This is a genomic window from Streptomyces sp. NBC_01261 (assembly GCF_036226385.1).
GTDB lineage: Bacteria > Actinomycetota > Actinomycetes > Streptomycetales > Streptomycetaceae > Streptomyces.
In genome coordinates this window covers 6,003,378-6,016,930 of sequence record NZ_CP108463.1, presented here as the reverse complement: position 1 = coordinate 6,016,930, position 13,553 = coordinate 6,003,378, and the positions used below count along the sequence as shown (strand labels likewise).

Annotated in this window: 15 protein-coding genes, 1 tRNA gene and 1 pseudogene; 6 read left to right on the top strand and 11 right to left on the bottom strand. The window is 68.5% G+C overall.

The annotated features are described in order from the left end of the window. Positions 1–46: 46 nt before the first annotated feature. Both OG226_RS26670 and OG226_RS26665 read left to right on the top strand, forming a co-directional pair. Positions 47–121, top strand: a tRNA-Asp gene (locus tag OG226_RS26670). Positions 122–403: 282 nt separating this feature from the next. Beyond that, complete coding sequence (locus OG226_RS26665; protein ID WP_329350239.1) at positions 404–580, top strand: DUF6274 family protein; 177 nt, start codon at positions 404–406, stop codon at positions 578–580. A 413-nt stretch (positions 581–993) separates the two neighbouring features. On the opposite strand, the gene bldC is transcribed toward OG226_RS26665, so the two are convergent. Together bldC and OG226_RS26655 are read right to left on the bottom strand one after the other, a co-directional pair. Further along, positions 994–1,200 (bottom strand): developmental transcriptional regulator BldC, encoded by a 207-nt coding sequence (bldC, locus tag OG226_RS26660; protein WP_003949541.1) that lies wholly within the window; start codon positions 1,198–1,200, stop codon positions 994–996. A 534-nt stretch (positions 1,201–1,734) separates the two neighbouring features. Further along, entirely contained in the window at positions 1,735–2,580 is an 846-nt protein-coding gene (locus OG226_RS26655; protein WP_329350238.1) for a hypothetical protein, read from the bottom strand. A gap of 223 nt (positions 2,581–2,803) precedes the next feature. On the opposite strand from OG226_RS26655, the gene OG226_RS26650 reads away from it, so the two are divergent. Together OG226_RS26650 and OG226_RS26645 are read left to right on the top strand one after the other, a co-directional pair. Then, on the top strand, positions 2,804–3,898 hold the full coding sequence (locus tag OG226_RS26650; protein ID WP_328681857.1) for a Leu/Phe/Val dehydrogenase: 1,095 nt from the start codon (positions 2,804–2,806) through the stop codon (positions 3,896–3,898). 303 nt (positions 3,899–4,201) lie between these two features. After that, positions 4,202–4,459: a DUF3073 domain-containing protein gene (locus tag OG226_RS26645; protein ID WP_329350237.1), complete on the top strand. Its 258-nt coding sequence runs from the start codon at positions 4,202–4,204 to the stop codon at positions 4,457–4,459. 101 nt (positions 4,460–4,560) lie between these two features. Here OG226_RS26645 and purM read toward each other — a convergent pair whose 3' ends face one another. The 5 genes and pseudogenes from purM to OG226_RS26620 form a co-directional block, all read right to left on the bottom strand. Continuing rightward, positions 4,561–5,628 (bottom strand): phosphoribosylformylglycinamidine cyclo-ligase, encoded by a 1,068-nt coding sequence (gene purM, locus OG226_RS26640; protein ID WP_328681853.1) that lies wholly within the window; start codon positions 5,626–5,628, stop codon positions 4,561–4,563. Between the two features lie 63 nt (positions 5,629–5,691). Continuing rightward, positions 5,692–7,218, bottom strand: coding sequence for an amidophosphoribosyltransferase (gene purF, locus OG226_RS26635; RefSeq protein WP_328681851.1), 1,527 nt, complete (start codon positions 7,216–7,218; stop codon positions 5,692–5,694). Positions 7,219–7,279: 61 nt separating this feature from the next. Next, positions 7,280–7,693, bottom strand: a complete 414-nt coding sequence (locus tag OG226_RS26630; protein ID WP_329350236.1) for an META domain-containing protein — start codon at positions 7,691–7,693, stop codon at positions 7,280–7,282. A gap of 49 nt (positions 7,694–7,742) precedes the next feature. Further along, entirely contained in the window at positions 7,743–8,540 is a 798-nt protein-coding gene (locus OG226_RS26625; RefSeq protein WP_329350235.1) for a maleylpyruvate isomerase family mycothiol-dependent enzyme, read from the bottom strand. A 357-nt stretch (positions 8,541–8,897) separates the two neighbouring features. Then, positions 8,898–8,999 (bottom strand): annotated as a pseudogene (locus OG226_RS26620) (hypothetical protein); the annotation flags it as partial. Between the two features lie 248 nt (positions 9,000–9,247). Between OG226_RS26620 and OG226_RS26615 the strand changes: the two are divergent. Next, entirely contained in the window at positions 9,248–10,183 is a 936-nt protein-coding gene (locus OG226_RS26615) for an MFS transporter (protein WP_329350234.1), read from the top strand. Here the strand turns inward: OG226_RS26615 and OG226_RS26610 are convergent. The 4 genes from OG226_RS26610 to OG226_RS26595 form a co-directional block, all read right to left on the bottom strand. Beyond that, complete coding sequence (locus OG226_RS26610) at positions 10,169–10,333, bottom strand: DUF397 domain-containing protein (RefSeq protein ID WP_328681838.1); 165 nt, start codon at positions 10,331–10,333, stop codon at positions 10,169–10,171. The two genes, OG226_RS26615 and OG226_RS26610, sit on opposite strands and share 15 nt — an antisense overlap. A 118-nt stretch (positions 10,334–10,451) precedes the next feature. Beyond that, positions 10,452–10,625 (bottom strand): DUF397 domain-containing protein, encoded by a 174-nt coding sequence (locus tag OG226_RS26605; protein ID WP_329350233.1) that lies wholly within the window; start codon positions 10,623–10,625, stop codon positions 10,452–10,454. After that, entirely contained in the window at positions 10,622–11,395 is a 774-nt protein-coding gene (locus tag OG226_RS26600) for a helix-turn-helix domain-containing protein (protein ID WP_329350232.1), read from the bottom strand. Before OG226_RS26600 ends, OG226_RS26605 begins: the two co-directional genes overlap by 4 nt. 423 nt (positions 11,396–11,818) lie before the next feature. Beyond that, positions 11,819–12,580, bottom strand: coding sequence for an SDR family oxidoreductase (locus OG226_RS26595; RefSeq protein ID WP_329350231.1), 762 nt, complete (start codon positions 12,578–12,580; stop codon positions 11,819–11,821). A gap of 127 nt (positions 12,581–12,707) precedes the next feature. On the opposite strand from OG226_RS26595, the gene OG226_RS26590 reads away from it, so the two are divergent. Then, on the top strand, positions 12,708–13,547 hold the full coding sequence (locus OG226_RS26590; protein ID WP_329350230.1) for a helix-turn-helix transcriptional regulator: 840 nt from the start codon (positions 12,708–12,710) through the stop codon (positions 13,545–13,547). The last annotated feature ends 6 nt before the right edge of the window (positions 13,548–13,553 follow it).

Sequence of the window (13,553 nt, the reverse complement as noted above, 5' to 3'; positions counted from 1 at the left end):
CAGTCTCATCTCGCGGCACAACGCACCATCAAGTGCCGCGAATCAAGGTCCTGTGGAGCAGCTTGGAGTGCTCGCCACCCTGTCAAGGTGGAGGCCGCGGGTTCAAATCCCGTCAGGACCGCAGTGAATGAAACCCACCTCCTTCGGGCGGTGGGTTTTTTCGTGCACGTACGGCGGCTTGTCAGCACCGGCCCGCACCACTCAGCCCGTTGGGGGTCCCCCCTCTGGGGGAGTTTGAGGACGATGCCCCTTCAGGGCCGAAGGGGGTCTGGGGGCGCAGCCCCCAGGGACGGTGCCCGTGAGCCCCCGTGACCGGCCGAGCCCCACGCCCCCTTGACGCCGCCCAACCCTCCAGGTACCCAGAAACCAGGCCCCGTTCAACGCAGGGCCACGGAGGTGGCACATGGCGGCTTCGGTCAGGCACGAGACGCGGGCCCTGCTCCGTGCGCATCTGTCGGCCGCCAGCTCCTACCGTCATGCGACCCGGCACTGCTCGATCTGCCACCGCCTGCTGCGGCTGGCGATGGACGCCCCGCCACCGCGGGAGCCGGAGGACGACCCGGAGAGCGGAAGCTCCTAGCGCACATAGGTCAGAGGCAACAAGCCATCTGGCATGTGACGGGTGTCACCGCATAAGTTTTTGAAACGTCGGAACTTACGACTCACCTACAACTGGTCAATTTAATATGTGCAATTGCACCCCTACGAAGGATCGCGCACAGGAGATCCGACACCCCTCCCCAGACTCCGACAAGGTCCCTCACAGGACCCCGCGCCCAGGGCCTGTCGGCCGCGCACAGACCCACGACCAGGCACAAAAAAGATCGCGCTGGACCCGGCGGAGTCCAGCGCGATCTACGACGCACCCTGTTCAAGTTGCTTCAAAAGCGTTGGGCGTGGGCCCTGTTGGGGCAGAACCCGCGTCGCTTGGAGCTGTGCTGTCGGGCACCTTGGCCGGTTGGGGGACTAGCCGTCGTGCCCTTATTCAGTTGGTCAGGCTTCGCTGCGCTGCTGCGGAATGCCCGCGAGCAGGGCACGGACCTCCGCCTCGCGGTAACGGCGGTGTCCGCCGAGCGTGCGAATCGAAGTGAGCTTGCCGGCCTTCGCCCACCGCGTGACCGTCTTGGGGTCCACACGGAACATCGTGGCGACCTCAGCCGGGGTCAGCAGCGGCTCGGCATCAGGGGTGCGAGCGGTCATGAGCGGCCTCCTCGGGAGAACCGAACCTTCTCGGTTCTTTCCTCTAAATTCTGCACCTTGACCCGCGTTGCCCGAAATGGCGTGTGCGGGTCGAGTCGGTTATAGGACGAACGGCTTGTCCTCGGCACTACAACTACACCATCTGTCCAACCGCGTAGGCCAAACCGATGGAATTGCCCTCCCAGGTGTCCATCAGCGACGGAAGCCGATGGACCATGCCATAGCGGACAGTCACACCCCTGTGACGATCAGTCACAGGGGTGATCAGGAGTCATCCAGACCCCCCAAAGCGCGCAATGCCGAGATTCCGCCCAAAGCATGACGGATGGAGTCCTCCCCGGACTCCTTGTCCTATTTTGGCATGAGGAGGGGCAAGCGGCGCAAGGCATCTGCACGTGCGGTCCGTCACGCTTGGCATCAAACGTCCGGATCGGGACCTACGTCCCGTGTTGACGAACCGTAAGAATCCTATGCGCATCTGTTCGAAGATGTCAGCCACGTTCGAAGGCGAGCCCGCCCCCGTCCGGCTCCGCGTCAGTTCGCCGAGCGCCGGTCCTTGACCGACCGCCAGCGCTCCACGAGCCGCCCGTACGCCTCGCCCGCCGCCGCGCCGTCCCCGGTCCGCAGCGCCTCGATGCCTGCGGCCACGTCCGCCGCCGAGTGGTCGTCCTCCAGCTCGCCGGCCGGCAGGACGTGCACGAGACCGCCGTAGTCCAGTTCGACCAGGGACCGCGGATGGAACTCCTCCAGCCAGCGCCCCACGTCCACCAGACCCTCGATCAGCGGCCCGTCGTCCATCGCCTCCTTCAGCGCCCGCAGCGCGCGCGCCACCCGCCGCCGCGCCTGCACCATCGGCGTCCGGTACCGCAGCATCGGCGGCACGTCCCCGGCGGCCTGGTCGTAGCGCCGCTCCTCGTCGCCGACGAGCACGAACCAGTTCAGCGGCACCTGCCAGGTCGCCGTCCGGATCCACGGCCGGGCATCCGGGTTCCGGGCCAGCCAGCGCTCGTAGTCCTGGGTGGCCTGGTCCCGTACGAGCGGCGGCAGTACGGCGTCCAGGACCGGCGGCGGAAGCTCCTCCGCGAGGTCCCCCAGGGCCTGCCAGCCGCGCAGCCGGGTGCGCCAGGGGCAGACGCAGACCACGCCGTCGACCTCCACCACGAAGGCGTCGGCGCTCTCGTGCACCGGCACCGGGACCGGCGGGGTGGGCAGCAAGTCGGCCAGCGCGCGGCGCAGTTCGTCCTGGTACGACGGGCGGTCGGGGCGGCGGGCGTAACGCGTCCAGTGGCCGCGCTCGGGCTCGGGGAAGGCGGCCAGCGGCTCGTAGACGCGCAGATAGGTCGCGTACGGGACGATCACCGAGGACACCTTCTTGGGCACGCCTGCTCCCTCCCCCGCCGACCGTCGGGAAAACCTCCGGAACCCGCTCACGAACGCGCGGGAAAACTATGCAAATCGTCGCACGGACACCCCCCTTCGGTAGGTGATCCTGAACACTGCACGGATGGCGGCCCGACGCAGGCTCTACGCTCATGCGACAGGTACCCGCCACCCCTACGGGAGCCTGTCTCCAACCGCCGCCACTTACCCAGGAGTCACCACCGTGACCGACGTAGACAACGGCGTCCTGCACACCCTGTTCCACTCCGACCAGGGCGGTCATGAGCAAGTCGTGCTCTGTCAGGACCGGGCCAGCGGCCTCAAGGCCGTCATCGCCATCCACAGCACCGCCCTGGGCCCCGCCCTGGGCGGTACGCGCTTCTACCCGTACGCGAGCGAGGAGGAGGCCGTCGCCGACGCGCTCAACCTCGCCCGCGGGATGTCGTACAAGAACGCCATGGCCGGTCTGGACCACGGCGGCGGCAAGGCCGTGATCATCGGTGACCCGGAGCGCGACAAGACCGAGGAACTGCTGCTCGCCTACGGCCGGTTCGTGGCCTCGCTCGGCGGGCGGTACGTCACCGCGTGCGACGTCGGCACGTATGTCGCCGACATGGACGTCGTGGCGCGCGAGTGCCGCTGGACGACCGGGCGCTCCCCCGAGAACGGCGGCGCCGGCGACTCCTCCGTGCTGACCGCCTTCGGCGTCTTCCAGGGGATGCGGGCCAGCGCCCAGCACCTGTGGGGCGACCCGTCGCTGCGCGGCCGTACGGTCGGCATCGCGGGCGTCGGCAAGGTCGGGCACCACCTGGTGGAGCACCTGCGGGACGAGGGCGCCGAGGTCGTGATCACGGACGTGCGCGAGGAGTCCGTACGCCGGATCCTCGACAAGCACCCGACGGGCGTGACGGCCGTCGCCGACACGGAGGCGCTGATCCGCGTCGAGGGGCTGGACATCTACGCCCCCTGCGCGCTCGGCGGCGCCCTGAACGACGCGACCGTGCCGGTGCTGACCGCCACGATCGTGTGCGGCGCGGCCAACAACCAGCTGGAGCACCCCGGCGTCGAGAAGGACCTCGCCGACCGCGGGATCCTCTACGCGCCGGACTACGTGGTGAACGCCGGTGGCGTGATCCAGGTGGCCGACGAGCTGCACGGGTTCGACTTCGAGCGGTGCAAGGCGAAGGCCGCGAAGATCTTCGACACCACGCTGGCAATATTCGCACGTGCGAAGGAAGACGGTATTCCGCCGGCCGCCGCGGCCGACCGGATCGCCGAGCAGCGGATGCACGAGGCCGTCGGCGCACGCGGACGCTGAGGTTCCGTTCAGCCGCTCGGCAGGCGTCTTCGGTACCCGTCGGCGACGACTTGGAGAGAACTCTCACGTTCGTCGGCGGGTCGCCTGCCAAGAAGTGGTTAAAATCGCGGTTGACCAGCGAGTACAGGGCACCTCGCGGGTCCTGGAGCCCGGCACGTGCTGCGGGCGACGTACCGTATGGGCGCGGGCTCAGGTACCGTGGAAGCCCTACGGACCGGTCTCTCCACGGAGAGTCCGTTCCAGATCATGAACGCGTGTCAAGACTCTGGGGCCACGGAGCCCCGTATCCGAGGGGGTCGAGCCATGGGGCGCGGCCGGGCAAAGGCCAAGCAGACGAAGGTCGCCCGCCAGCTGAAGTACAGCAGCGGCGGGACTGACCTCTCGCGTCTGGCCAATGAGCTGGGCGCTTCGACTTCGAGCCAGCCGCCGAATGGCGAGCCGTTCGAGGACGACGACGAGGAAGAAGACGACCCGTACGCTCAGTACGCGGATCTCTATAACGACGACGGCGAGGACGAGGACGAGGAGTCCGGTCCCCAGTCGCAACGTCGCGGCGCGTAACGCAACAGCGTCCCTCGCAGCAGTTTCCGCCATTTCCGGAACAACTGCACCTCACCCGGTCCGGGGCTACACCGCCGGACCGGGTTTTGTGCTGCCGTTCATCAGGCTGAGTAGTCCCCGACCATCTCCGCGCCCGTCGCGTGGTCGCCGCGCTCGGTGATCTCGCCGGCGACCCATGCCTCGACCCCGCGGTCGGCCAGGGTCTCCAGGGCCACGTCCGCGGACTCCTCCGGGACGATCGCGATCATGCCGACGCCCATGTTCAGGGTCTTCTCCAGCTCCAGGCGTTCGACCTGGCCCGTCTTCCCGACGAGGTCGAAGATCGGGGCCGGGGTCCAGGTGGAGCGGTCCACGATCGCGTGCAGGCCGTCCGGGACGACCCGGGCGAGGTTGGCGGCGAGTCCGCCGCCGGTGACGTGCGAGTAGGCGTGCACATCGGTCGTGCGGGTCAGCGCCAGGCAGTCCAGCGAGTAGATCTTCGTGGGCACGAGGAGTTCCTCGCCGAGCGTGCGGCCCAGCTCGTCGATGCGCGCGTCCAGGTCGAGACCGGCCTGGTTCAGGAGCACATGCCGGACGAGCGAGTACCCGTTCGAGTGAAGTCCGGAGGACGCCATCGCGATGACCGCGTCACCCGTCCGGATGCGATCGGCGCCGAGCAGCCGGTCGGCCTCCACGACGCCCGTACCGGCGCCCGCGACGTCGAAGTCGTCCGGGCCCAGCAGACCGGGGTGTTCGGCGGTCTCGCCGCCGACCAGGGCGCAGCCGGCCAGCACACAGCCCTCGGCGATGCCCTTCACGATGGCCGCGACACGCTCGGGGTGCACCTTGCCGACACAGATGTAGTCGGTCATGAAGAGCGGCTCGGCACCGCACACCACGATGTCGTCCATGACCATGGCGACCAGGTCGTGGCCGATCGTGTCGTAGACGCCGAGGCGGCGCGCGATGTCGACCTTCGTGCCGACGCCGTCCGTGGCGGAGGCGAGCAGGGGGCGCTCGAACCGCTTGAGGGCGGAGGCGTCGAAGAGCCCGGCGAAGCCGCCGAGGCCACCGAGGACCTCGGGGCGCCGGGTCTTCTTCACCCACTCCTTCATGAGTTCTACGGCGCGGTCGCCCGCGTCGATGTCGACGCCGGCGGACGCATAGCTGGCACCAGTGGTCTCAGACATTGCCTGGGATCTTTCGGGTTGGTTCGGATTGTCTGGGGGACACCCCCAGACCCCCTGAGGCTTCTACGGGCGACGGATCGCGTCGGCCGCGGCCGTGGCGGCGGGACCCGCCGCCAGCTCGGTCTCCAGGAGCTGCTTGCCGAGCAGTTCGGGGTCCGGGAGGTCCATCGGGTACACGCCGTCGAAGCAGGCGCGGCACAGGTCCGGCTTGGCGATGGTGGTCGCCTCGATCATGCCGTCGAGGGAGATGTACGACAGCGAGTCGGCGCCGAGCGAGGTACCGATCTCCTCGATGGTCATGCCGTTGGCGATGAGTTCCGCGCGGGTGGCGAAGTCGATGCCGAAGAAGCAGGGCCACTTCACGGGCGGCGAGGAGATCCGGATGTGGACCTCGGCGGCGCCGGCCTCGCGGAGCATGCGCACCAGCGCGCGCTGGGTGTTGCCGCGCACGATCGAGTCGTCGACGACGACCAGGCGCTTGCCCTTGATGACTTCCTTCAGCGGATTCAGCTTCAGGCGGATGCCGAGCTGCCGGATGGTCTGCGAAGGCTGGATGAACGTACGGCCGACATAGGCGTTCTTCACCAGACCCGCGCCGAACGGGATGCCCGAGGCCTCCGCGTAGCCGATCGCGGCCGGGGTGCCCGACTCCGGAGTCGCTATGACCAGATCGGCGTCGACCGGAGCCTCTTTGGCGAGTTTCCGGCCCATCTCGACACGGGAGAGGTACACGTTCCGACCGGCGATGTCGGTGTCGGGGCGGGCCAGATAGACGTACTCGAAGACGCAGCCCTTGGGCTTCGCTTCCGCGAATCGGGACGTACGGAGGCCGTTCTCGTCGATGGCGACGAACTCGCCCGGCTCGATCTCGCGGACGTACGCGGCGCCGCAGATGTCGAGGGCGGCGGACTCGGAGGCGACGACCCAGCCGCGCTCCAGGCGGCCGAGGACCAGCGGGCGGATGCCCTGCGGGTCGCGGGCCGCGTAGAGGGTGTGCTCGTCCATGAAGACGAGCGAGAAGGCGCCCTGGACCTGCGGGAGGACCGCGTGGGCGGCCTCCTCGATGGTCAGCGGCTTGCCGTCGGTGTCGACCTGGGCCGCGAGGAGCGCGGTGAGGAGGTCGGTGTCGTTGGTGGCCGCGACGCGGGGCGTACGGCCTTCCTGCTTGGGGAGGTCGGCGACCATCTCCGCGAGCTGCGCGGTGTTGACCAGGTTGCCGTTGTGGCCGAGCGCGATGGATCCGTGCGCGGTGGCGCGGAACGTCGGCTGGGCGTTCTCCCACACGGAGGCGCCGGTGGTCGAGTAGCGGGCGTGACCGACCGCGATATGACCCTGGAGCGAACCGAGCGAGGTCTCGTCGAAGACCTGGGAGACCAGGCCCATGTCCTTGAAGACGAGGATCTGCGAGCCGTTGCTGACCGCGATTCCCGCGGATTCCTGGCCTCGATGCTGGAGGGCGTAGAGCCCGAAGTAAGTGAGCTTGGCGACCTCTTCACCGGGAGCCCAGACTCCGAAGACGCCGCAAGCGTCCTGGGGTCCTTTCTCGCCGGGGAGCAGATCATGACTGAGTCGACCGTCACCACGTGGCACGGCACCGAGTGTAGGCGAGATCGACCACTGGTCCGAATTCGGGTTACTCGCCGGTAGTGGATCACTTGGCGGCGCGTGCGTGGACAATCGCGCCGTTTGCGCTGGTCAGCGTGGCGGTGTCGTGATCGACTCGGTAGTCGACCCGACCGTTGAAGAGGCCGAGCAGGGCGCGTTCGGTGCCCATGAGTGAGGCGTCGCACATCATTCGGGTGGTGGACGGGCGGCCCAGCGTGATGTGTCCGGCGCATACGGTCGCCGTCGCGTTGACGGCGTTGCAGCCGAGGCGACCGCCGACCTCGCCGGTCTTGGCGTCGAAGGCGAGGTGCGGCTTGCCGTGCACCGGTCGTGCCGAACCGGCCACGGTGATGCTCTGCACCTGCCAGTCTCCGCTGCCGCTCGTCGTCTTCTCCCTGTCGCACGCCACCACGAGCGGGACGATGGCCAGGACGGCGAGAGTGAATCTCTGTTTGTCCATGGAGGTGGGACGGGAGGGACGGGTTCCCTTCCGGATTCCCCGGGGCACTTCACCCCATGATCGGCAGCAGTCCGCTCAGATCCGCCCGCTCGCCGCTCGCGCTGACCCTCGCCTCTTCTACGGCGTCATTCCATCGCGTCCGGCCGGTCGCGAGCCGGAGCCAGGTCAGGGGGTCGGTCTCGACGACGTTGGGTGGGGTGCCGCGGGTGTGCCGGGGGCCTTCGACGCACTGGACCACGGCGTACGGCGGGATGCGGACCTCGGTCGAGCCGCCGGGTGCCTTTACGGCCAGGGCATCGGCCAGCAGCCGGGTGCAGGCGGCGAGGGCCTGGCGGTCGAAGGGGATGTCCAGGCCGGGGACGGCGGCGTTGAGGTCGTCGGTGTGGACGCAGAGTTCGACGGTGCGGGTGACGAGGTAGTCGGCCAGGGGCATCGCGCCGACGTTGGTGTCGAGCAGCCGGGTACCGGGGTGGGTGTCGAGGTGTTCGGTGAAGGTCTGCTCGATGTCGGCGAGGTAGGCGTCGAGGTCGGGGTGCTGGGCGGTGAGCGTGCGCGTGAAGTCGGCGATGGCGGAGGAGTTGGCCGCGGTGGCGAAGGGCCAGTCGAGGATCACGGCGTTCTGCGCGGGCGGGGCCGGCCTGTCCAGGGAACGGTGTACGGCGGTGACCGCCATCCCGATGTGCGCGACCAGCTCCCGTACGGTCCACACGCCCAGACGTGTGGGCAGGGTGAGTTGCTCGTCGGACAGGGCGCGGACGGCCTCCCGCACGTTTCCGAACTGGGCGAGCAGCGCGGTGCGGGTCCTGACGGGGTCGTACGTACGCGCGCGCTTCTTGGCCGTGGGCATGGCGGTGAGCCTATTCCGTGGCCGCGGCAGGGTCCGGGGGACGGGGGGTAGGTTCGGAAAGTGTGACACTTACTCGTGTCAGTGTCACACTTCGCGAAGTACCCTCCGGGGAGGGGCGGCTGACGGGCCCGGCGCTCAGGAGCGGCGCGCTCGGCTCGTTCGGGGGCTTCGGCGGCGGCGATGGTGGCCTGCATCAGGTCGCCGGTGTCCCCATGACGAGTTCGCGGAGCTGGCGGGCGAACGGTTCACTGTGCAGCCCGACCGCCGGGTCGCGGGTGCCGAACATCTCCAGGAACCGCCGTCGCACGGCGTCCAGGGCTTGGAGACGTCGGAAGCGTCGGCGATCCCCTGCACGGAGGCGTTGTCGAAGCCGCGTTCGGAGAAGAGGGCGATCGCGGTCCGGATGACCCGCCTCGCGGTCTCCAGGCATAACTGGCTTGCATGGTGGCTCGGCTCCATGACCGAGACCCAGCGAAAAATCGGCTTCGCCTTCTGCCTCGTCACGATCGTGCTGGCGCGGCTCGATATGCGGATCGTGTCCGCCGCCACCGTCCCGATCGTCCGGGATCTCGACCCCTCCCACGGCGTCGACAAGATCCCGTGGCTGGTAAACGCGTACGCGCTCGCGTCGGCGGCGATCGCGACGTTCCTGCTGGGTTCGGCGTTGTGCGGCGCGGGCACTGCAGGGGTTGGGCGGGGGCGGTTTGATGAGCATCACGATGATCGTGATCGCCCACCTCAGGGGCCCGGGCGGGAAGGACTCCGGCAAGGACACGAACGCGGGTGGGCTGATGGCCGGTGGCGCGACGGCGATCGGCCCATGGATCGGCGGTCTGCTCGCCGACCACGCGAGTTGGCGGTGGATCTTCTACGTCAACCTGCCGGTGGAGATTGCCGTGTTGGTGACGGTCGCCTTCGTCTTGAAGCTGCCCGAGCAACATGTCCGACGCCCGTTGGACTACTTGGGCGCGGGGCTGGCGGCCGGGTTCTCCAGCGCGCTGCTGCTGATGACGGACTGGGGCAGTAAGCGGTACGGGTGGACTTCACCGAAGATCGTGGCTTGGGCTTCGCTACGGCGCCAACTCCGGGCCCCGGCGATTCTCGGCGGCGCGATGATGTGCGCGATCTACTACGTCCTGGTGCCGCTGGCGGTGGGGTTGGGGGTGGCCGGTGTGCTCACCGGGCCGCTGGGGGAGCGGGGTTGGTCGGCACGGACGTTCACGCTGAGCGGTAAGGCAACGCCAGCCCTCGCGTTCGCCCTGCTGGCCACGACGATCGGACCGGACACGTCCCTGTGGCTACTCCGGGCCGAACTCCTGTTGACGGGCGCGGGGTTCGGGCAGCTCATCGGCCAACTGATCCTGTTGATCCAGGACTCCGCGCCGCGCCACCAGTTGGGGGTGGCCACGACGTCGATCCGCCTCTTCCAGACCCTCGGCAACGCGCTGGGCACGACTGTGTTCGGCACGGTGCTGGCCCGTTTCTACGCCGGCCACGGGCCCACCTGGCGAGGGCGGCTCACGCGGCCGGCGTGCAGGCGTCTGTGGATGCGACGCGGGTGGCCGCGGTGTTGGCTTGGCGGTTGCCCAAGTCCGGCGAAGGGGAAGGGCGTTCGGTTGTCGGTGACGTCACGAACGCGGTGAAGGGGTGAGGGTGGGGCCGTGCGGGAGCTTGGAATCTCGGACGGCGACCAAGGCTTGGGCGGCAACGAGGTTAGCGACCTCGACGCGACTTCCGCCCGCGTCCCTGCTGTACGAGGACTTGAACCAGGCAGATTCCGCAGCTGAGTTCATGGCCGATCCAGTTTGGAATCGCGGATGACTATGCGGGCGTGGGTGGCGATCAGGTTGGCCACCTCGACGCAGTTGCCGCCCTAGTCGTTGCTGTAGGACGACTTGAACCAGGTTGGCTTCATGGCCGGCCCGACTTCATGTGGGCGACGAAGCTCGTAAACGCCTCCGGCTGAAGAGTGGTGGGGATGAGGTCGGCTATCTCAACGCAGCTCGCGCCCTGGTCGCTGCTGTACGTCGATTTGAACCAGGCCTCTTCTCGGGCCAGTTCGAGGGCGTTGGGGTGGCTGCTCATGACTGTTCCAAGTCTCGTGCCGCTCGTTCCAGGAATCGCGGCGTCTCCCGAGGCGCGGGGGCCTCGGCCCTCATGGCGTCGAACCTGCGGGCGTACACACTCACCACGGTAGGCAGTGGCGGCGCAAAATCCATGAGGATGAAGTTGCCCGATGCCCGGTAGATGGGCCGGGACATCGGCAGGATCTGCACGGTCATGTGATCCAGCGAGGCCAGTTCCGCCAGGTGCCGGTACTGCTCCCGCATGATCTCGGCGCTGCCGAACACCCGCCACAGCGTGGCCTCTTCGAGGATCGCGTGGATCTCCACCGGCCGCTCGGAGCGCGTGATCACTTCCTTGCGCCGCATGCAAATCTCCATGTTCCGCTCCACGAACTCCGTGGTGCGCTCGTCGACAGGCTTAGCCGTCTCGAACTGGGCACGCGCATACGCCTGGGTCTGGAACAGGCCGAACACCACCTCAGGTTGGTAGACCCGAAGGATCTTGGCGTCACCTTCCAGGCCAACGCTCATGTTGAACCCGGACGGCATGAAGGTCCGGTAGACCGACCACCAGCCCCGGTTCAGCGAGTTCTTGTGGATGTCCAGCAAGAACGCGACATCGCTCGGGTCGCTCACCCCGTACCGATTCAACAACGACTTGAGGTCCTGGACGCTGGGCAGACTCGTCAGCCCCCGCTCCACGCGGTGCAGTGACGACTCGGAGACGCTCGTCCCCTTCACCGCCTGGCCTCTCGTGATGCCCCTGCCCAACTCACCTCCCCCGTCCACCTCTTTCCGTACCGTGCCCAGCGAATCGCAGTCAGTGCCCGGAGTCTGGCAGTGGTCCCATGACCACTTCACGAAAGAACCTCACCCCCAACCCCCGCCCCCGCACCGACGCCCCCTTCCTCGTCGGCGACCGAGTCAAAGGCACCAGCTACGTGCCGCCGGGAAGCACCGGAAAACTTCGAGGGCGTCGTCGTGCAGGTCGGTTCCGGGTATGCCGGTGTCGACGCCGAGTTGGTCGATGAGTGAACCTCGTCCTCAGCACCCTCGGCGGCCTCTGGCCCCCCGTCACCTTCTGCGGCAGACGCCATTGTCCCGCGCCCCACCCCTGAACCCCGTTCGACCCAGCACGCCGAAGGCCCCGCGCGTCGAAACGAGCGGAGCCTTCACAGCCGTAGCGAAGGAGGGAATACGGAGCCCCTGGCCTCAGCCCTCGCGGCCGGGGAGCATCGCCAGGGCCTTGGAGCGCTGGGCGACGAGGTCGTCGTAGGTGCCGTCCCGCTCGGCCCAGCGGTGCATGTGGACGCCCTTCACCAGGATCTCGTGGGGGGTCGGGTTCTCCGCGAGCAGGTCCATGACCTCGGTGGCGAAGCCGTCCAGCGGGAGCGCGTGCGGGTTCACCTTCTGCTGACCCACCATGGCCACCGCCGGGGGCACCAGTTCTACGACCTCCACGTCGGCGCCGGCGAGTTGTGCGCGCAGCGCCTCGGAGTAGGCGTGCACCGCCGCCTTCGAGGCGGCGTAGGTCGGCATCGGCGGGAACGGCAGGAACGCGATGCCGGACGTGACCGTGACGAAGACGCCGGCGCCCCGCCGTACGAGGTGCGGAGTGAAGGCGTCGATCACCCGGATCGTGCCGAGCAGGTTGGTGTCGACCGTCGTCCGCGCCGCCTCGAAGTGCGCGGGGTCGCGCAGGTCCTCCAGGAGCATGACGCCCGACATGGTCACCACCGTGTCCAGCTCGGGGTGGCGCGCGAGTACGGCGTCACGGGCACGGGTGACGGAGGCGTCGTCGGTGACATCGACGGTGAACGTGCCGAAGCCCTCTCCGGCCAGCTGCGCAAGCGCCTTCTCGCTACGGCCGCCCACGGCAACCGTGCTGCCCGCCGCGGCGAACCGGTGAGCCAGTTCCCGGCCGATGCCCGAGGTCCCGCCGACGATGAGAACGGTGCGGTTGGTGAGATCCACAACGTCTTCCCTTCACTAGAAGATGCCGTGAGTCTTGGCGGGATCCGCCCGGCGGGGCAGTGCCCCCTTCGTCCGGGGTCCTGTCAGGGCCCCCGCTGAGATCCGCTCACCGCATTACCGTGTCGACATGGACGTATCCATGGGCGTCTCCGCGAAGGACGAGGAATCCGAGAACCGGCTCGGGAGCTATCTCCGCGCCCGGCGTGAGCTGGTCACCCCGGCGCAGGCAGGCATCCCGGCCGGCGGCAACCGCCGTGTGCCCGGTCTGCGCCGGGAGGAAGTCGCCTTGCTCGCCGGCATCAGCGCCGACTACTACCTGCGCCTGGAACGGGGCCGCGACAAGAACCCCTCGGCCCAGGTCCTCGACTCGCTCGCGCGCGTCCTGCGTCTGGACGACGTCGAGCGGACGTATCTGCTCGGCCTCGGCGCCGCCCGCCCCAGGGCACCGCGCCGCAAGCGGCCCGAGCACGTACCTGCACGGGTGCACCAGCTCCTCGCCCATCTGCAGATCCCCGCGTTCGTCGAGGGGCGGGCCTTCGACGTCCTGGCCGCCAACCCGATGGCCGTCGCGTTCTCCCCGCGTCTGCGGCCCGGCGAGAACCGGCTGCGCTCGCTCCTCCTCGATCCCGAGGAACAGGCCTTCCACCAGGACTGGCCGCAGGCCGCCGCCGGTTTCGTCGCCGCGCTGCGCACGACCATCGGGGACGACACCGACAACCCCCGGTTCGTCGAACTCGTTGGCGAACTCGCCCTGGCCAGCGCCCGGTTCCGCACCCTGTGGGCTCGGCACGACGTCCGCAACCTCGACGGCGGCACCACCACCGTCCACCACCCCGTCGTCGGCGACCTACGGCTGCACCGCGACAAACTCCCCATCGACGACGTCATCCTCGTCGTCTACTACCCCGACAAGGACACCGACAGCGACGAGAGGCTACGACTCCTCGCCACCCTCGCCCTGCCATGAAAAAGC